This window comes from Ruegeria sp. AD2(2025) (genome assembly GCF_056542385.1).
Genome location: NZ_JBQFZS010000006.1, coordinates 191,244 through 209,442, shown reverse-complemented (window position 1 = coordinate 209,442; position 18,199 = coordinate 191,244). Strand labels below are relative to the sequence as shown.

At 55.0% G+C, this 18,199-nt stretch carries 16 protein-coding genes and 1 tRNA gene; 7 read left to right on the top strand and 10 right to left on the bottom strand.

The genetic code is table 11. The annotated features are described in order from the left end of the window. The first annotated feature begins 42 nt into the window (after window positions 1-42). Window positions 43-1,446: a tyrosine-type recombinase/integrase gene (locus ACR1XV_RS14235; protein ID WP_480532434.1), complete on the top strand. Its 1,404-nt coding sequence runs from the start codon at window positions 43-45 to the stop codon at window positions 1,444-1,446. Between the two features lie 46 nt (window positions 1,447-1,492). On the opposite strand, the gene ACR1XV_RS14230 is transcribed toward ACR1XV_RS14235, so the two are convergent. The 3 genes from ACR1XV_RS14230 to ACR1XV_RS14220 are packed head-to-tail and all read right to left on the bottom strand — an operon-like array spanning window position 1,493 to window position 5,122. Further along, window positions 1,493-3,694, bottom strand: coding sequence for a topoisomerase DNA-binding C4 zinc finger domain-containing protein (locus ACR1XV_RS14230; RefSeq protein ID WP_480532432.1), 2,202 nt, complete (start codon window positions 3,692-3,694; stop codon window positions 1,493-1,495). After that, window positions 3,691-4,437, bottom strand: coding sequence for a PP2C family serine/threonine-protein phosphatase (locus tag ACR1XV_RS14225; RefSeq protein ID WP_480532430.1), 747 nt, complete (start codon window positions 4,435-4,437; stop codon window positions 3,691-3,693). The genes ACR1XV_RS14230 and ACR1XV_RS14225 overlap by 4 nt, the downstream gene beginning before the upstream one ends. Window positions 4,438-4,441: 4 nt before the next feature. Further along, window positions 4,442-5,122, bottom strand: coding sequence for a vWA domain-containing protein (locus tag ACR1XV_RS14220; RefSeq protein WP_480532428.1), 681 nt, complete (start codon window positions 5,120-5,122; stop codon window positions 4,442-4,444). A 160-nt stretch (window positions 5,123-5,282) separates the two neighbouring features. Here ACR1XV_RS14220 and ACR1XV_RS14215 point away from each other — a divergent pair, with 160 nt between their 5' ends. From ACR1XV_RS14215 to ACR1XV_RS14200, 4 genes are all read left to right on the top strand, one after another. After that, on the top strand, window positions 5,283-5,489 hold the full coding sequence (locus tag ACR1XV_RS14215) for a YozE family protein (RefSeq protein ID WP_480532427.1): 207 nt from the start codon (window positions 5,283-5,285) through the stop codon (window positions 5,487-5,489). Window positions 5,490-5,601: 112 nt separating this feature from the next. Beyond that, the gene (locus ACR1XV_RS14210) at window positions 5,602-6,513 is read left to right on the top strand and encodes an ABC-three component system protein (protein WP_480532425.1); all 912 of its coding nucleotides are present in this window, start codon (window positions 5,602-5,604) and stop codon (window positions 6,511-6,513) included. Next, window positions 6,507-6,749: an ABC-three component system middle component 6 gene (locus ACR1XV_RS14205; protein WP_480532423.1), complete on the top strand. Its 243-nt coding sequence runs from the start codon at window positions 6,507-6,509 to the stop codon at window positions 6,747-6,749. Before ACR1XV_RS14210 ends, ACR1XV_RS14205 begins: the two co-directional genes overlap by 7 nt. Further along, on the top strand, window positions 6,746-8,473 hold the full coding sequence (locus ACR1XV_RS14200) for a DUF2326 domain-containing protein (protein WP_480532421.1): 1,728 nt from the start codon (window positions 6,746-6,748) through the stop codon (window positions 8,471-8,473). The genes ACR1XV_RS14205 and ACR1XV_RS14200 overlap by 4 nt, the downstream gene beginning before the upstream one ends. Window positions 8,474-8,556: 83 nt before the next feature. Here the strand turns inward: ACR1XV_RS14200 and ACR1XV_RS14195 are convergent, their stop codons facing one another. Next, on the bottom strand, window positions 8,557-8,838 hold the full coding sequence (locus ACR1XV_RS14195) for a hypothetical protein (RefSeq protein WP_480532419.1): 282 nt from the start codon (window positions 8,836-8,838) through the stop codon (window positions 8,557-8,559). Between the two features lie 464 nt (window positions 8,839-9,302). Here ACR1XV_RS14195 and ACR1XV_RS14190 point away from each other — a divergent pair, with 464 nt between their 5' ends. Continuing rightward, window positions 9,303-9,569: a helix-turn-helix domain-containing protein gene (locus tag ACR1XV_RS14190; RefSeq protein ID WP_480532417.1), complete on the top strand. Its 267-nt coding sequence runs from the start codon at window positions 9,303-9,305 to the stop codon at window positions 9,567-9,569. A 255-nt stretch (window positions 9,570-9,824) separates the two neighbouring features. Here the strand turns inward: ACR1XV_RS14190 and ACR1XV_RS14185 are convergent, their stop codons facing one another. From ACR1XV_RS14185 to ACR1XV_RS14160, 6 genes are all read right to left on the bottom strand, one after another. Further along, window positions 9,825-10,493, bottom strand: a complete 669-nt coding sequence (locus tag ACR1XV_RS14185) for a recombinase family protein (protein ID WP_480532415.1) — start codon at window positions 10,491-10,493, stop codon at window positions 9,825-9,827. A 926-nt stretch (window positions 10,494-11,419) separates the two neighbouring features. Next, window positions 11,420-14,893 (bottom strand): DUF927 domain-containing protein, encoded by a 3,474-nt coding sequence (locus ACR1XV_RS14180; protein WP_480532413.1) that lies wholly within the window; start codon window positions 14,891-14,893, stop codon window positions 11,420-11,422. 625 nt (window positions 14,894-15,518) lie between these two features. Beyond that, window positions 15,519-15,911 (bottom strand): hypothetical protein, encoded by a 393-nt coding sequence (locus ACR1XV_RS14175; RefSeq protein ID WP_480532411.1) that lies wholly within the window; start codon window positions 15,909-15,911, stop codon window positions 15,519-15,521. A gap of 177 nt (window positions 15,912-16,088) precedes the next feature. After that, window positions 16,089-16,409, bottom strand: coding sequence for a hypothetical protein (locus ACR1XV_RS14170; protein ID WP_480532409.1), 321 nt, complete (start codon window positions 16,407-16,409; stop codon window positions 16,089-16,091). Further along, the gene (locus ACR1XV_RS14165; protein ID WP_480532407.1) at window positions 16,391-16,903 is read right to left on the bottom strand and encodes a hypothetical protein; all 513 of its coding nucleotides are present in this window, start codon (window positions 16,901-16,903) and stop codon (window positions 16,391-16,393) included. The genes ACR1XV_RS14170 and ACR1XV_RS14165 overlap by 19 nt, the downstream gene beginning before the upstream one ends. Continuing rightward, a complete protein-coding gene (locus tag ACR1XV_RS14160; protein WP_480532405.1) occupies window positions 16,887-17,330 on the bottom strand; it encodes a hypothetical protein in 444 nt (147 codons plus the stop codon). The genes ACR1XV_RS14165 and ACR1XV_RS14160 overlap by 17 nt, the downstream gene beginning before the upstream one ends. Window positions 17,331-17,862: 532 nt before the next feature. On the opposite strand from ACR1XV_RS14160, the gene ACR1XV_RS14155 reads away from it, so the two are divergent. Beyond that, a tRNA-Pro gene (locus ACR1XV_RS14155) sits at window positions 17,863-17,965 on the top strand. The last annotated feature ends 234 nt before the right edge of the window (window positions 17,966-18,199 follow it).

Sequence of the window (18,199 nt, the reverse complement as noted above, 5' to 3'; positions counted from 1 at the left end):
TGCAAACTTGCATGAGTTGCGCAGAATCGCGAGAATGTTCTTATGAAGAGCCCTGTCCCATATCTCCGCCAGAGGTCCGACGACTACTGGGAGATCGTGTTTGAAGACCCTGAAACCGGGAAGACTCGGCGCAGGACCACGAAGACCAAGAACGAAGAAAAGGCCCAGAAAAAGCTGGATGAATTTCAGCCCGACGCGCCATCCGTTGACCCCGATGCGCCCCGCCTTCGCCAGCGAAAGGATGGCTACTGGGAAACGGTCTTCAAGGACAAAGATTGCAAAACCCGTCGGCATTCCCACGGAACCAAAGTTGAGCGCGAAGCGGAGGCCTTGCACGATACTTTCACCAAGGAATTGGCGCGCCCTGAATTCCCTGTGCGCCCCACGGTCGCTTGGGTCGTGGATCAATACTTCGACTACATCTGCCGTGAGAAGCCAGAGTCCACTTCTGGCCCCATGGCTGCGAATGTGGGGCCGCTGAAAGAACATCTTGGGCATCTGTGCTGGGATGAGGTCGTACAGGACACAGTAGACCAATACATAGAATGGCGGATGACGAAACCACGCTGGAAGGCACATCAGGACTTCGAAGGGCAGTATGGTACCACGTCACGCAACACCGCCTGCAAGGACCTACGAGTCCTGCGGGCCGCGTTAACACGCGCCCGGAAGAACCGATACACAGCCTATCCGCCAGACTTTTCCATCACAGAAGGGGAGCCCGTTCGGGACACTTCGGTTTGGCTTACAATGGAAGAAATGGAACGGATGATCGCTGTTTGCGAACCTCGCCCGATTTTCGTCAATGGAAAGAAGATTGACCGGGAGCGAAACCGCGATCACCTTGAGGGTTTCCTGTTGATCGCGCTGGCGACGGGCGCGCGGAAAGAGGCCATTTTGTCGCTGACTTGGGATCAGGTTTATATCCCGGAAGCGACATTGAAGGGCGTGACAGAAGTTGAGCCTGAACCCGTTCTGGACCCCGAAGACAATTGGGTTATGCCGGAGCGCTCTTTCCGGCGTGAGTACGAAAACCCACCGCTAAACTTTGAAGAAGGCACCGTGGTGAAAGGGGCCTACATCGACTTCGGTGCGGGAAGTGGAAACAAGCGACGGCCCCAAATTCCCATCGGTCAGAATTGGCGGCTTGTGAACTATTTGATTCACGCAGACCGGTCACAGCCCTACGTTATCACCTACAACGGCAAACGAGTGAAGAGCTTGAAGAAAGGTCTCGCCGAAGTCGCCAAGGAAGCAGGCGTGAAAAAACCAGTGACACACCACACCATGAAGCGCACAGCAATTACCCACATGGTCAGGGCGGGCATCCCGTTCAACATCATTGCTGAGGCGGTGAATACCACGGAAGATGTGTTGAAGAAGCACTACAACATGCACCGGCCTGACATTGAAGAGGCGTTTGGGGACGCGTTGTCAGTTCGGTAATCCGTTTCCGGGCGGGCTTGCGCTTATCAAGCCCGCACTTCACCCTCTAAGGATTGTAACGCGATTGTCCAGACAGATTCCGTGTACCTTTGCAGTGTGGATACCCTGAGCACCCCCAAAACTGATTCCCCGCATTTCGTCCACGTCTTGCGGTACGTTTCACCATTGATCTGCCGCAATAAGGACAGTCGGGAACGCCCCCCAATCTGGACGTAGTGCGGGGACGGGTAGATATGGTTGCGCGTTGAGGCTTCGATGATTGCGGGACAGGGCGCGGTGGCGGCGTCACCGTTAGGGCCACTGTGGATGCCGGGACAGAAACCCCCAGCTCGTTCAAATCACGTTCGGCCTGCGCCCTCGCGTTAAGTGCCTCAGAGAGTGCCCGGTCGTTCTTTACACGGGCAGGCAATGAGTCGAGCTTTGCGCGTGCGTTGTGAAGGGTGCCCAACCCGTTGCGGATAGTGGATTCCAGTTTAGCTTTCTCAGTGGCAAACCGCCCGCGTAGTGCCCGTTCGTCAGCTACGTCTTGAGCGTTTGGCGTCCGGTTATACTTGAACCGGGCCTCGTGCCCTCGACGCCATGCCACCAGTTTGCCGGTCATCACATCGCCGAAGCCGGGAACCCGCAAAACCGCGGAACGATTTACATCGGCTGCGGTTTCGATGCCGAAGGAAATCAGTGTTGCCGTCTTTGCTGGGCCTATCCCCGAAATGTTCGCGCGTCGTACTGAGAAACGGTCAAGATAGGCCTGTCTCTGACGCGACTCCCGGTTGGACTTGAGTATCATCACCTCGCGCGCAAGAGCGTCGTCATGGCCTTTGTAAGCGGCTATTGCTGCGTCCAAATCCCCGCGCACTTTCACAACCTCAGCCAGCCCGTTGCGCTGAACGAATGCGTTCAACTCGCGCTGCACCTTTTCATCGGCGTCTTTGTAGGTTTGAACAAACGGGCCAGACGACACCTCCCGGTCATTGAAAGTAGACCAACCCCAAATCGCCAACCCAATCCAGATGTAGAACACCGGCGCGGCGTATATGAACCCTGCGACCGCCCCACCCATCATGAGTAGGCCAAGAAACGCGCGCCCGCGTTTCCCGCTCTTGGCTTCACGAAGGGCCGGGCTGGTACTGCGAACCGAAACCGCAGTGAGCAAGTCACCAACGGTCGGGAAACGGAACGCCAATATCTCGCGGATGGCTTGTTCGGTGCCCTTCGCATCGGTTGGGATATTGGGTGTGACCGCCGACAAGTCCGGGAACATATCCAAACCGCTTTTTGCCGTCAGCTTGCACCATACACAGCCTTTGGCAGCGCTTGGGTAATAGTGCGTCTTGACCTTGCTACAGCGGCTCAGAGAGCCTTCCAGCTTCGAGAGGGTATGTATCCAGTCCAGCGCGCTAGGACGCGCGCCCGGTGACAGTCCGAATGCGTTTTCGAACGCCTTTGAAACCGCGTCTGGAAACAGATCAAGTGTCAACGCACCGGGTGGCGGTTTGGTCTGTGTTTGAACCTGCCGCAACTGCGAGTATGCGAAACGGTTCTGGGCAATATCTTCGCCCATTGAGGTTTCTGGCCCATTGCGGATTCCGGCATATGGGTGTTTTCCCATAAACAGCAAATGGAAGATCGCGACCGCTAAGCCAAAGTTATCGTGCGCAATCGTGCGCTCTACCGACGCTAGGTTTTTGCCGTGTAGCTCTGGCGGCGTGAAGTCCGGTACGCCAACAACACAAGGGTATGACGTGCCATTTAGGCGAAACTGAAAGCTGTCAGCATCAATCAGCGCTACAGTTGCATCGGGCGCGACAAGAATGCCGGAATGATTCAAATCCCCGATCACACATCCCGTTTGGTGAACTTTACCAACGGCACGGGCAACGTTCAGTGCTGCATGTATCAGAAACCTATAGTCCGCTTTCGGAAAATGGCGCATCCGTGACTTGGGGCTGTATAGCTCGTGAAGCGGGCGATAGCCCGAAACGAGACGCATAACAAAACCAAGGAAGTTCCCTTTGCGGTCTGTTACGACTTCACCGGGGTAGGCTATCAGATCGGTTTTAACGGCAAGGCCTTCGCCCACCATCGCTCGCACCTTGTCTTCTCGTTTTGAGCGTAGATTGGCGTTGTAAATCTTAACAGCTTGCCCGGCTCGCCCTCTAATCCCATAGACTTCGCCTTCGCCGCCCTTGCCAATCAGTTCAGCGACGGAAACGCGGTCCTTTCCAATGACTATTTCTTGCACGGTCACGCCCCCGAAATGAGGATGAGCGTTTTGTCATCGTCAGTGCGTTCACAAATAGCCTGCCCAGCGAGATAGGTGCCCAGCTTCGCGGACAATTCAGGTAACCGCCCTGTGCCGGGTGCGGTGTCAACGGGGCGCAGCATAGGTTTGAAGAACTGAGGCGATGCGGTTTGATCTTGGTGCGACAGTGCCAGATCGCCTATGCCGTCGGAAAACAGAGCGAACGCATCATACTCCCGCGCATAGCGCGCCATATTGAGACGGGGTTCAGGATCATCGGTCACGAAGTATGTCGTTGACGCGTATTCACCGTTTTCGGGCCAGCAAAGAACGTCCCAATCTTCGGCGCGCCGTCCAACAACGGCACTGTCGCCGATGTGCAAAGTCAGGGTTTCGTCTGGTGTTGAAACAACTGCCGCTAATGTAGATGCGAATTGGCGGGGCGTACTGTCTCGCTTCTCTGCGATAGCCGCAATTCTGTCCCGAACTTCATCAATCCAATCGGAAAGCATTTCGTCGCTAGGCAGGCTTGAATTGTCCCGGAACCACTCACGAAAGAGCACTTTCATCCTACGGCAGACAAGCCATGCCCCGAATGCGCCAAACTCCGCACTGCCAGCACCATCTGAAACAACAGCAAAAACACAATCGCCCCGCATCACCGAAACGGCATAGGCGTCCTGCAACCTATCGCCATTCCGAATATGGGACGTGCCGACTTTTGACGCAGCCGCCCACCGCCAATCCATAGGGTTATTCCGCTACAGCCCAGCCGTCTGGGGCGGTGGGGTTTGCGAGCGCCACGCCCGGATCGCCGGGGTTGGATTGTGAAACAGCGCTGAGCGAACTGGAAAGCCACTGGAACAGTTCTTTGAAGGCCAGCCCTTTGAGCTTGAGCGGTTGGCGTGTCGCGATCTGACCGAGTACACCCATGTCAGCCTGTTCTACACCCACGGCATAGAACATGAACTCTTTGCGTTCTTCGCCCTCATGGACTCGGCGTTTTGCTTCGTCCCAGCTATCAGTTGGGGCACCGTCAGTGATGAGAAACACCCAAGGCCGGAAGATTTTTAGGCCGTTCTCACGGATGTGGTCCTTTCTGACACGCAGCATGTCTAGGCCAGTTGTTATTGCTTCGCCCATTGGCGTCGCTCCGCCGACTTCCAAAGCTTCGGGAAAAAAGTTGTCAACAGTAGTGAATTCATTTCGGGTTTCGACTGGGCCGAATGTAACCAGTGCCAACTCAACACGCTTCGCGGCAAGCGAGTCTGATGCAAGCTCCTGTCGAAGCGTAGCCAACCCCTCATTCAGTTCAGAGATTGGAGCTCCATTCATCGAATATGACGTATCTAGCAGTAGCAATACCGGACATCGTGGTTCTGGGTTTTCCATAAGTTCGGCATCAACAAATGGTTCTTGTTCAAATTCGTCCATGAAATCACCTTCCGTAGTTCTTGTGCGCCCGTACCCAAACAAGATACGCCTATAGGGCGAGTCATATTGATCGTAGGTGCTCTAAATAGAACAGTACAGATGAGATTTGGCGTTGATCTACGTCATGTGCGATGCGCGACTTGAGAAGTGAAGAAATGAGATGAAGACTTTTTCGGCTTTTTTACAAGATTGGAACTTTTTCGACTCCCCAGAAGGCGATTTTGTTAACGACGCACTTGCCGACAACAAAATGCCCAATGCTAAGAGTTGGGACGAACTTGAGGCATACCTAATGAGTCAATCCGCCTCTCCTCAGGCACTTGATGCCGCTGAGAAAGTCTGGGCCGTTTATGCATCACGAGTGTAGCTGCCAAGTGAGCGCGGCAGTCCGCAATGAACCTTTGGTATCCGAAGGCAGAGTTTCTGCTACTCCACCACCATATTTTGTGTACTATGCATAGCGGGAGGGTAGATCAGGTATGAACAAATCTGATTTTGACCTGCATTTTGACTTGGCTTTAGCGACCAATAACCAATCAAAGTTTGAAGATTGGTTCGCTGCCATGGCAGCGTGCGTGTTCGGTTCCGATTTTGAGTTGATCAAAGCTGGTGGGCACGATGGCGACAAAAAGAGTGATGGTCGGCGCATCTCTACGGAGACGGTTTACCAGTGCTATGCGCCAGAATCTCCCAAAACCTTTGCCGACAAAGCAAAGGCAAAAATATCCGACAGCTTCCCGGAGGTGACCCAGTATTGGCCGAATTTGAAGGAATGGGTGTTTGTTCACAACAACGCTGATGGCCTGCCGACTACAGCAAGCGACGCACTTGAAGCGCTTCGAGGACAATATCCAAAGATCACAATTTCCGCCCCGTCGCCGCCACGCCGCTTCCTCAAGGACAACTTCCACGATAAGTTGAACCTGCAACAGTTGATTGACCTGTACCCTGCGGCGAGCAGGGACTTTATGGCGGTGACAATGAACGATGTGCGCCCGTTGCTCAAGAAAGTCATCGCCGACAAAACGGTCCAACCTGATCCAACCGCTTTCGGGGACTTGCCGGACGAAGCCAAGCTGGACTTCAACGACCTAAGCCCAGACGCAAAATACGACCTCAAACGCGCCAGACCTCACGTTGACATTGTGGATCGCTATTTATCTGGTATGAGCAACCCCCAACACGCATCTGTCATTCAGACGCAAATGCGGTCCAAGTACGAAGAGGCGCGGGACTTAGGGTATAACCCGGATGAAATCCTTGGGAAGCTGCTCGCGTTTGTAGGTGGCGACGGTACACCAACGGTCAGCGCCGCTGCGTATGTTATTCTTGCGTACTACTTCGACGCTTGCGACATCTTTGAAAACGTACCGAGCGATATCACATGCTGATGCCAACCAAACATATCAAGACCGAGAACGCATTGATTGGCGTAGGTGGCGAGGTGTTGGCGTTGCTGGATCAAGACAAGACAGTCTCTCGCTTGTTCTACGATTTACAGGAACGAAGACGCTCCAACGAACTGACGACCATTCAATTTGATTGGTTCTTACTCGCTGTCGATTTCCTATTTTCCGTGGGAGCCGTCAGATTCGATGAAGGCTTGTTAAAGAAGATGAACCAATGATTACAAGCTTATCCAGTTCGCTTCCGACTTTCAAAACACTGGAATTCAATTCCGGTCTAAACATTTTGTTGGCAGAGCGCCACGAAACCTCCGGTTCGCGTGATACACGTAACGGGACTGGCAAGACCAGTTTCATTGAACTTGTGCATTTTGTTCTTTCAGAGCGCCGCAATCCTAAGGATGATTTTCATAAGTCTCAATTAGTGGGCTCGACGTTTGACGTAACCTTCAAAGACAATGGCGCAGAATTTACCGTGAAACGACTAGCGGGAGCGACCAAGGACGAGCTTTGGCGCAACGACTTGGAGATCACACCCACCGATCTCAGGGCTGATTTGGCGCAAAGCTGGTTTGGTTTGAGTTCCGAAATTACTTCCGAGAAGTATAGCCCAAAGTTCGGGGCGCTTTTGGCTTATTTCGTCAGAAAAGAGCGCAACGGTGGATTTTCTAGCCCAGTCCTCAATAGTTCGTCGCAGCAGGGTTGGGATAGTCAAGTTTGCTTGTCATATCTTTTGGGGTTTGACTGGAAACTGCCCCAAAAATTGCAGCTAAAAAAGGATCAAAAGAAAGACGCAGATACCTTGGCGAAGATGATCAAGGGAGGCTATCTCACGGATGGTGCGCTGGACATAAAGAAGATGCAGGCCCGCCTCGATCTACTGGATACCGAGGTTGAGGCGAAACGAGCGGAAATTACCTCTGCGACTGTAGTTGATGGTTACCGTAGTCACGAGCTTACAGCAAACGAGCTTTCAACCAGTATCCGCGACCTGAATGAAGCAAACCTAGAAGATATGGACCTTTGCGAAGGTATCGACGAGGCACTGGAAGAAGTCGAAGACGCAAACATTGCCGATGTTCGCAGCTTATACGAGCAAGTGGGAATTTTCTTTTCAGATCAGGTCAACAAGAGATTTGAACAGGTTGAAGCCTTTCATCGGCAAGTGTCGCAAAACCGCGAAACACACCTGCGCAAAGAAAAACAAAATGCGCAGGAACGCATATCCGCACGCAGGGTTGAAATTGACCGCCTGCAAACTGCCCTAGCGGAAAAGCTCTCGTTGCTGCGGTCAGGAATTGCCATAGAACGCCTAACCTACTTGCAGTCTGATCTGAATCGCTTAGAGGCCGAGCAAGCCGATTTGCAGCAACAAATACCAAAATTCCAAAACGTTGCAGACGATCAAAAGAGGTTGAAACGCGAAATTGACGATCTTGTCGATTTAATCGGACAGGACGTTATGGAGCGTGATGCGCCGCGTAAATCAGCGGTGCAAATATTTGCTGACACATCGCAATTTCTCTATGACGAGCCGGGGCAACTGATCGTTGGTAAATCCAGCGGGGTTGCAGGTCTTTCGATAGAAACCGACATCGTCGGTAAAAAGAGCGGCGGGAAAAACCACATGCAGATTTTCTGTTTTGATTGGTTGCTCGTTGAAACGGCTTTGAAGCAAGATCGCTTCCCCGGCTTCTTAATACACGATAGCCACATTTTTGACGGCGTTGATGGACGTCAGATAGCGCTTGCATTGAAGCTTGCTCAAACCAAATGCGAAGCGCTCGGGGTGCAGTACATTGTGGCTATGAACTCCGATGATTTGATGAAGATCGAAGCCGAATTGGGCGATGAAGGTTTGGATGGATTCAACCCGTACGACCACGTTATGAAAACCCGACTGACGGATGAACCTGACGGTGGGCTTTTCGGAATCCGATTTTGATGCCAATCAGCCCTGGGATTTTGCACAATCGAGCGTAGATCATGCGCTCCAACTCACTCGCTTTGAGTGGAGCGCATCCAACATTACAAGCTCAGCCACAGGGCAAACGTAGTTCCACCAAATATGACCAAGCTCCACCATGCCGCCTTGCGCATGAATTCACTGTCTTCGTTGCGCTCTTGTGGCGGGACGCTTTCTGCGGCCCAGACCGCGAACACTAGAAAGAGGGTCATCAGCGCAGTGAATGCGGCAAACATGGCTCGAAAAAAGGCGACGTCAAACAGGCCAGATACAATCAGGATGACGACGAAACCCACTGCCAGTGCGGCTTTAATAATCAGACCAGCAAACCTCAAAGCAAACATGGTGCGCTCCGTTCAGTCTAAGGTGTAGCTGGTACGGTCAGAGTTGAACCGCAAAGTGTACGTGGCTCTTGTGCTGCTTGTAGAACTCACTACGCAACTAATCCGCCAGCCATCGTTTCCGATTGGCGTTACGGACATCATGCGGTGGCACCCCTTTCCCTTCGCAGCGATCATCGTCCCCAGCATGTCGCATACACCTTGATCCCCGCCCGAACAGGCCGGATCGCTTGCGTGAACGGGTGCGGCGAAAGCCATTGTTCCGAAAGCCAATGCAACAGCCACCGATCGTTCTCGAATATTTGTTCTTCTAAATGTATCCATTTCTGCCTCTCTGAACTTAGCGCGTTTTGATACGCCCTCGTCTTGGATACCTGCGCCAGACTAACCGAGCAACAAAATTATGCTGTTTTCAGATAATCTATTCTTAGCATTAATTCCTCAACCCGCAGAACGCGGGAATCGGAATGAAGAAAGCAAAAACAATAGTTTCCGATGGGCAGCGGGCTTTGATCTCTGCGCTAAAAGCTGCGCGCAAGGAAGCAGGGCTAAGTCAACAAGAGCTTGCCGACCGGCTAAGCCTACAGCAATCGTTCATCGCCAGAACTGAAAGTGGGGGACGCAGGATCGACCTTAGAGAACTGGTGATTTACTGCCGGGTGATGGATGCCGATCCTTTTGGGATTTTGCAGAAAGTTATCGACGCGACGCCGGATGACGAGTTTATCGGCTGACAGTACGGTTACACATTTTAGCTCATAACATTGGCTAACAATGCCGGTTTTCTGGCATGCACTTATTGCGCACTTAGGGCACCCCCTCCCCCGTACCCGCCGTTGGGGCCCTCAACAATTTAGTTTAAGGCAGGTAACGCTGTCGCCTGAGTAACCGGCAGATTTGTGTCGTCTTGGAAGGACAGTGAAGTTGGAAATGAGCTTTTTTCGGCTCACTCTGATTTTGTCATTAAGAACAAGCCGTGCGCGAGCTATTCATTGCTCCCAACGCCGAAGGGCAGCGTCAGCCGCCTCGGGCGTGTCCCTTATACGAAGGACGGCTTGGCGCGAAAGACCGGTCTCACGAGCGATTGCGCTGACTGTGTGAGCCCTTTGCGCCAGCATAACTTGAACCGTGTCAAAGGTGGTGCGGTCGAAGGATGGTTTCTTGCCTCTGTATTTCCGGTCGGCGTCAGCCGACTTTCGAACGTGATCAATTCCGGCCTGCCTAGCCTCCCGCTTGGCTGTTGCGTCGGCTTCTGCCAGCGCGGCCATGAATCCGAGAATGGCATTTCGAGCGGCCTTCATGGTCGGATCAGTCAGATTGTGATCCGCTTCGAACACCATACGGTTGATCACGGTGGCGACCGTTACGCCCTTCTTGTTGAAGGTCTCAATGACTTCCTTCACGTCTTCATAGTTGCGCCCCAGACGGTCCACCCAACGCACCAGAAGGGTGTCGCCGGGTTGCAGAAGGTCGAACAGCCGCTTTCCTTGGTCGCGTTCTATGAGGCGTGTGGAGACGCCGGAAACGCCGTGATCGGCGATGACATGTTCGTCTTCGACCTGAAAGCCTGCCTCTCTCGCCTGCGAAAGCTGGTGGGCGCTTGTCTGTTCGGCGGTAGATACGCGTATATAAAGGACAGTCTTCGGTGTCGGGGTCATTTCGGGCCTCATATGTCCGCAAGAGTTGTGTCCGAATATACTATTGTCCGTTGATGATTCGCAACCCTAATGGACACATCTCCGAGTGATTTTGGGGATGTTCGTGGGGCTATACCCTTACGGACAGACTTGTGCGGAAACAGTAAGGTTGGGACCGCGCAGGCTCGTCTCCGAAGAGGACCGTGCGCGGCTGGCTTCAAAGTGCAGCGGACTGGCATGAGTTGAAGCCCCCACACTTGCCCGATCCGGCAAAACCAATTTTGGACGTGTCGGAGCGCGGGCGTTTTCGTCCTATCGGACGAATGTCCGGCAGCGCTTCCGGTCTTCCGAGCAGTTCCGGGGGTAAGATTCCGGCGCACGTGATCGGGAAATTACGGGCCCGCTCTCGCCAATAACAAAAATTCTAGGGACATGATGAGTTGTGGATTTGGAAAAACCGGATTCCGTTCTCGTCAATACCGAAACAGCGAGACGTACAGAGCCCAACGCAAGCGAATCTTGCGAGACTTTAGATAACGGAGAAATATTATTGCGCTGGAGTGGAGCGGGCGGTGTGGAGCGGGATTGGCACTGTAATCAACTCGCGACGCGATGGCTGCGATGGATGGAATTTCGCGCACCCACCGCTGAAAAGTCGTATGGAATCAAGGCCGCGATGGCAGAAATGGCTGCGATGGCTCGTTCAGCACGGGTCTGACGGTATGGCGCGGATGCGCCCGATACAAGCGATGTGGAGGCATAAGAGGGGCCTTTCATAAATCTACTCTATTCTCTATCCATCGCAGCCATTTCTGCCATCGGAACGTTGATTCTAAATGGAAAAACCGCGATGGATAGCTCCCATCGCATCCATCACAGCCATCGCGGGGCGGCGTCCGCAGCACCGGCACCGAAAGGGGCGGCTGACGCCGCCCCATGACACCGTATCAAATTCCCAGCTTGTCGCGCCTCATCCGCACATTCTTCAGCTTCTTGCTGCTGCCGTCGGGCAACGCCCCGACTTCGGGCGGCAGCGACGTGTAGGGGATGTTACTCTTGCCGCTGCGATCCAATGCGTCGATCTCCTGCAACGCCGTCATGAGTGCTTGACGTTTCCCAAACGTGTTCGGGATGTTCATGGCTTCGAGCGCCTTCCAGTCGAGGATGATTTGAGTATCGGTGTACCAGCCGATCACACGCCCGCGCCCTTCGCTGTTGCTTGGTGGAGCCGCTGTGCCGAACTCATGGGCAGGTTTGCTGGCCGGGAGGATCGTCACATCCATCTGCGAATGCAGCCACGAAAGGAATCCATCCAAGAGGGACTCGTTGCCGTTGGCCGTTGCTGCCTCATCCGATTTCAGGAAGATTTCCCAGCACATCTTGACCCCACGCCGGACGGCGGCAACGTCATCCAGCAACTCGGCATCTACCGCCAGTTCGCCCGCGCGTTGCGCCAGCGCGAAGGGACGCGCCGCGCGTTCCAGCCCAGTCCCCTTGCTCAGGTCTTTCACGATGACCAGCACCTCTTTTTCCAGCTTCTCGGGATCGTCTGCGATTCCGTTGTCGAAGAGGTATTGAATGAACACCGGTCCAGCGTGACCGTAGTTCTTCTTGCAGGCCTCGATTTTCGCGCGTTCTTCCTGCGTGCGCGTTTTGCCATCGCTCACGTCCACATCCGGGAACCGGGAAGCCATGCCGCCACGGTAGGCCATGCTTGCCGCCTCAACTTCCGCCTTCATCCCGTGCTCGTTGGAGAAAAGCACGAAGGGGCGAAACTCGGCTGTAGCAGTCAGACCGGCACCGTTTCCACGCTTCCGTGCCTTTCCGCGTCCCGAGTGCAGTGCGAAGAGCAGAGGCGCGAGAATGCGCTTGTCTTGAACCGCGCCAAGGTCATCAATGTTGATGCCAGTGCCGCTGCCGAAAACCGCGAGGTCTTCGTAGGCGTTTGGAGTGCTGTTGGCACCCCAGAACGTGCCCTTTCCGTCCGCCGGATTTGCCCACGCTGCGGCGTTGAGCGTCTGCCCCATGGACTTGCCCTTACCCGTACCGCCGCTGAAATTGAACCCGACGGGATTCCAGTCGAGCACATCCAAGAGCGGCCCGGCGAACGCTGAAACGACTTCCAGCGTCCAATACGGGTTCCCTTCGACATAGGACAGTGCGGCTGACGCCGCGTCGGTCCACCCATGCAACGTACCCTTGGGGCAGGTGTCCTTGACCGTCGCGTCTTCATGCAAACGGGTGACCGAACTCCCGCGCGGAATGTATTCCCCGGTAGGCGGCATGAATCCGACGATCTGACCATCTTCATCACGGACCATCCCGGGTACGCGAAGCGTCGGCACCAGACGTTGCGGTGTCATTTCTCCCAGAAGGTCCAACATGCGATCTTCCGCCTTTTTGTCGCGTCCGGCGAGGGGCAGGCCAGCATCCGCCAGTTGCTTCCAGACGTCCTTCGGGCTGCCGTAGATGTCCGCGCGTGGAATCGTCAGTTCCACGCGCTTGCCGTTTTCATTGACGAAGGAAATGATCCGGGCTGAGTCACCCGTTCCGACGAGAGTGGCGGAGCGACCGACCACGTCGATAACGCCGCAGACCGGAACATGAACCTCATCGCCCTCTGCGTTCTTCTGTTTCAGGAAGATCGTGTCCTTCCCGCGCACGTAGCGCTTGGGCAGGTAGTCGTCCGGGTCTTCGAATTCACTGTCACCGGAATTCGCTGAACCTACCCCCACACCCTCTTCGATTTCGTCCGGGGTCGGTTGCATGTACTTATCGCCCTGCCAGTCATCCGGCAGCGGCAACATGAATGCAGGGTCTTCCAGCATCGCGGGGTCCAGATCGCCGGAGTCGATCCACGCCGCCAGATACTCCACCGTGTGGCGTTTCTCACCATTCGCTCCGCCGCTTTGGCAGGAACCGTGGCGACAGTCGATGACCGCGAAACCCGATTGGGAATCCTCGGCATTCATGACGAAGGTCGCTCCATCATCGCCGGGGTTTGTGTGCCCATCCGCGAAGGGGCAGCGGACGTGGAATTTGCCGCCACTATTGCTGACCTGCGCCGACGTTTCCAACCCGGCTGCTTCGCAGATGTCTGCGAGCATCCAGCGCTTGGCATACTTATCATAGAGGGCCGACACGTCGGTTCCGTCTTCCGTCACGACGTCGGGGCGGCGCTTCGTTGACGCATTAGACTTCGTTCCGGCTGCGAAGGCGTCGGTCGACTCGTTACCAGTGGCATCCACTTCCGGGATATCGGCGAAGCTGATCGGCGGGGCGCGATGGATAACCGTCCTGTGCGCGCTGCCTTTCTTGTGGCGTGGATCGTAGAAGAACCGGGAGGCATCTGTCGTTGCCGGGTCGGTCGGGATTCCCACCAGTTCAGCGATCCCCCGCACTTTCGACGCGTAGACTTTCAATGCTTCAGCTTGGGAGTTTGCCAAGTCACGCAGTGGCATGTCGCCTTCAGCGAACGGGAAGGTTAACCGGTATTTCGGGATCGGAGCATGACACAGGCGGATCAACCAACCGTTCGGTGTCTCAGCGCGCATTTCTTCGACTTCGATTGAGTCAACGATATGATCAGCGAGATTCTTTTTGTCCCGAAGGTACGCCTTGATCTGGTTCAACGTGGGTTCATCGCGCGTCTTGGCATGGCGCACAACGTCATCGTAGACCAGTTCCGTTTGGGTGCTCAGATGGCTGTGCGTCGTGTTCGCGATAAACCCGCACCCAATCGCACTCGCCATTTCAGTTGCCTCGTCGAAATCGAAGTGGCCTGTGTCCGAGTCAATCGAAAGTGACGGAAACGAAGTAACGGATTTTGCCCGGCGGTGAGTATTGCAGTTCGCGAAGTTCGTGCCCGCGCCGCTCTTGATGTCGTCTTCAGGGTGGCGACTGAGGCCGTGCACGGGGATGCGGTCCTTCCGGCTGAAGGCAGCTTTGCCGGGGTGCCCTTCGATCAACATCCGCCATGTGATTGCTTGACCATTCCATTGATCATCGCGCGTATTGAATTTCTTTTTGTCCGGGACAGTGTAATGGTAACCCCGCGTGACGTGCACAACCGTATCCAAAAGCTCGTCCCACTTGGAACCACCCTTGCCAGTCAATTCGGCATCGTTCCATTTCTCGCCATCAATGGCATGGATACCCGGCTGACGCCGAGCGGCATCTGCGTGGAATTCGGTTGCCGCATCCTTGAACAGCACGAACCAGTCTTTATCGAATTCATCGTCATCCTGCGCAAGTTGCAGAATCTCACGTGTCACATCATCAGGTTCGTTAACCTGTTCAGTGCGATCAAACTGGCGTTCTGCCAGAAACGCGCAGATAGCTTCTGGGGTGTTGTCTTCGTTAAGGTAGAAGTCGAGTGCTTCTTGGTCTTGGTAGTCGTTTTTAGTGGCTGGCTGGGCCATGTATGGGTCTCCTTGCACATTTCGAAAATCCCCCACCGCGAATGCGACGAGAGTGCGAAGACCGAGAGGGGGCGGGACCTACCCCTGTCCCTCCGATCTGAGCAAGAAATGTGCGGAGATTGTCATCTGTTAGCCGTATCCGTTTGACCGTGGATAGCTTGCGAAATCGCACGCGATTGCTATACTGGTCGTGTTCAAGTTGATAGCCCGTCGCCCTGTTTAGCCGTGGGGCGGCGGGTTTATTTTTTTCTATCTATCACGGCTCACGCCGCCTTGCAACCCCTTGATAGGGTTCACTTTTTTAGCTTGTGGGAAATTACCCCTCAGTAAAGAAACCAGCCTTCCTCTACGCCAGAAACAGCACGGCGTAGCTCTGGACCAACACGCATCCTGACGGGGGCATCACTCAGCGCGTCAGCAATCACGCCGTCGGCGTTTGACGTCCCAAGTTGCGCCAGCAATACACTTAGCTCTTCCGGGCTTCCGATCTCCCGGCACACCTCATGACCGGGAGTGTAGCAAACGGCATCCACGGGAAACCGAAGCCCCCGAAACCGCCGCCCATTGGGAGTCCACAAACCGCCTGAATCGACAACAACAGTCTGCGCTCCAAGGTTTGCATTCTTCACGGTTCGAAATCCTCCCGAAGCAGTGTCACTGTGACTGCTGGCACATTTTCCGGCGCATCGGACCAACGCATATCCTGAGCGCTGACGCGCTTGTCGTATCCTGCCAGCTTCATTGCCAGCCTGATCGTCGCCGCCGTGTACAACTCGTCCAGCGCACTGGCGTCCACCTCTGCATATTCGCAGCCGGAGCGGTGAATTTCACGATACACATAGAAGTCGATCTTCGCGGACAGATCGAGAAGCGTGGTCAGATCGGCAATGTTGTCTGTGTCGTTCCATGCGACAATTTCGCAGAACGCTTGTTCGACTGTCGGGTTTTCGCCCGGCATAACGTCGAGAAGGGCTGCGTGAACGCGGGCGCGCGTAGCGCGGTTGAAGTTCAGAGTCATTTTCAAGTTGCCTTCACAGGTGCCTCCGCCGGGAAGAGGGTTTCGTTTGGTTCGGGATAGATGGGTCGGTTCTCTGCGTCTGGCGAGCCGGACGGAGCCGCCCCGGCGCGCGTGCGGAGAAAACTCGCACCGGGGCTCTCGACGTCTAACCTGCGCGCAAGCTCGCAGGTCGGCAGGTCAATCGTCATGATCAGCACCGGAAGGGAGGCGTCCTCCACACACCGGGCATAGGCGATCAATCGTGCAGAGAAATGCACGGACGGCAAGTACGTCGATCTGGGCACCATCGTCGCCCGCCAATACGGGCGGCGTTTCTTCTGGCTCCAGCCACGCCAGTAGTTTCTTGATGGACGTTGAAGTCAATTCCGCCGCCTTGGTCAGCCGGTCAATCTGTTCCGGGTCGAAATCCTCAGCATACCCCCGAAGATCGCGCAGATTCTCGCGGAGCAAGATCAGTGACGAACGAGCTGTCCGATTCCTCAACGTGTTGGATGGCATGAACAGACCCCCAGATTTTGGATGCGCGCCATGATCTCCACAACGTCCGTTTCTTCACCCGTGGGCAACGGTTCATGGGCTTCATCCAGCTTGCCTTGTCGGGCCAAGTGCGCTGCCCAGACGGATTTCAGCCTTTCGATCTGTTGAGGTGAACACGCGCTTTCCACAGCACGCCGGTAGCAGTCCTCCAAAGCTTCGCTCACCTCCAGCGACGCCTGAACAATGTCTGCACGAGTCAGGGTCTCAGGGACACTTTCAGGGGCGCTGACGCGCCCTTGAATGGTCAGGTAGTCGATACGTGCGCGCACCTCAGGACGGCACTCCACTCGGTTGCCGCTGACGCGCAAAGAAAGGTCACCACCCTTGTACGCGGTCCCGAACGGGATTGTCGCCCTCCATGAATCGCTTTGCTTCAACCCCTTCGCCCGCGCGACGGCGTAGATTTCGTGGCGAGCGTTCGCCAAGGGCTCGGAGGGATCAGGCAAGGCGGGCATCAAACTTCTCCGCCACATATGCAGCCTTACGCTGTTCCAGAATCCCCGCCCGTTGTTGGTTGAGCGCTTCGCCGGGTTTCAGGCTTGCGAGGTATTCCGCTTCCAGTTCCGTCTTGCGACTGGCACTGGAAAACTCCAAATTCCGAACCGCCAGATCGTCGCTTTGAATGATGTTGCGCGTCAGCGCGCGCATCTTCGCGTGGTCCGACGGATCAACCTCTTCAGTGCCTCCCGTCACGAGGTAGTGAAACACGGCGGGATCGTTGACCAAACCGTCAACAAGTGCGTTGACCATGATCTGGCTGAGCGCGTCCGAGTGAAGAGCGGCGGCGTGGACCCGGAATGCGGATTCAACTTTTTCGAGGCGCTTGCGTTCACCGGCATGCAGCGCATCGCGAGTAACTTTGGCTTGGGGTTGATCAGACATGTTCATTTTCCTTACGGCGATTGTGGTCAAGAGCGGCAAGGTCACGTTCCATCGTCGGCGTGAACCAAAGCTGTGTGCGGAGAATTGGGACCAATGCCCCAAACCTCCAATATCGGCGCGGTCGTCCGGCATTCGGGGCGGGGTGTTCGGTGTACGTTTGTGAAAGAGCGGGGTCCCGGAAGAGTTTCCGGCAGGCATGATCTGACAGATTGCAGACCGAAGCCACATCCCGCATGGAAAGCGTAGCGTCCATGGGTGTCTCGATTGATTGGAAGGTTCATCGCCCTCAAAACGGCACTGCCCCACCGGGGAAATGTCGGCCTGCCCCGCAAGCCGAACGATGGGTCATTCATACCATAAAACCACCCGCAATGTCAAAATGACGCGGTTTTTTGTTCGGAGTTGGCCGTGTTTCCACAAACAGCATTCGATCCCAAAACCGCGCGCTTGAAGGCCGATGCAATCCGTGCAAGACTGTTCGGTGCAAGCTGTGCAGGTTTGCATAAGATTGCGTTTGTTCTACTGATGTTTACGGGGTGTTCCGTGCAAGTCTGCCTAATAGAGCCTTATTTTTAGGAGCAACCCTTGTCTTCGGGAGGCAGGGGTCGGAGGTTCGAATCCTCTCACTCCGACCAATCAAATAAGGCGCCCACGGGCGCCTGTTCTGTTTCTTGTGCCCAGGGCATATCAGCACGTCAGCGGGATTGATCATACTCTCCCCAACAGGCTTCGGATGGGTGGGCTCGGCGTCTTCCCGCCAGTCTTGCGCGGTATGGGGTCCAAACCTTGCTCAAAACATCGGACTGGGAAAGAAACGCGCGTTGTTCCTGTTCCGGGGGGCCGATATAGTCGCTGCGAATGGCGGGGTA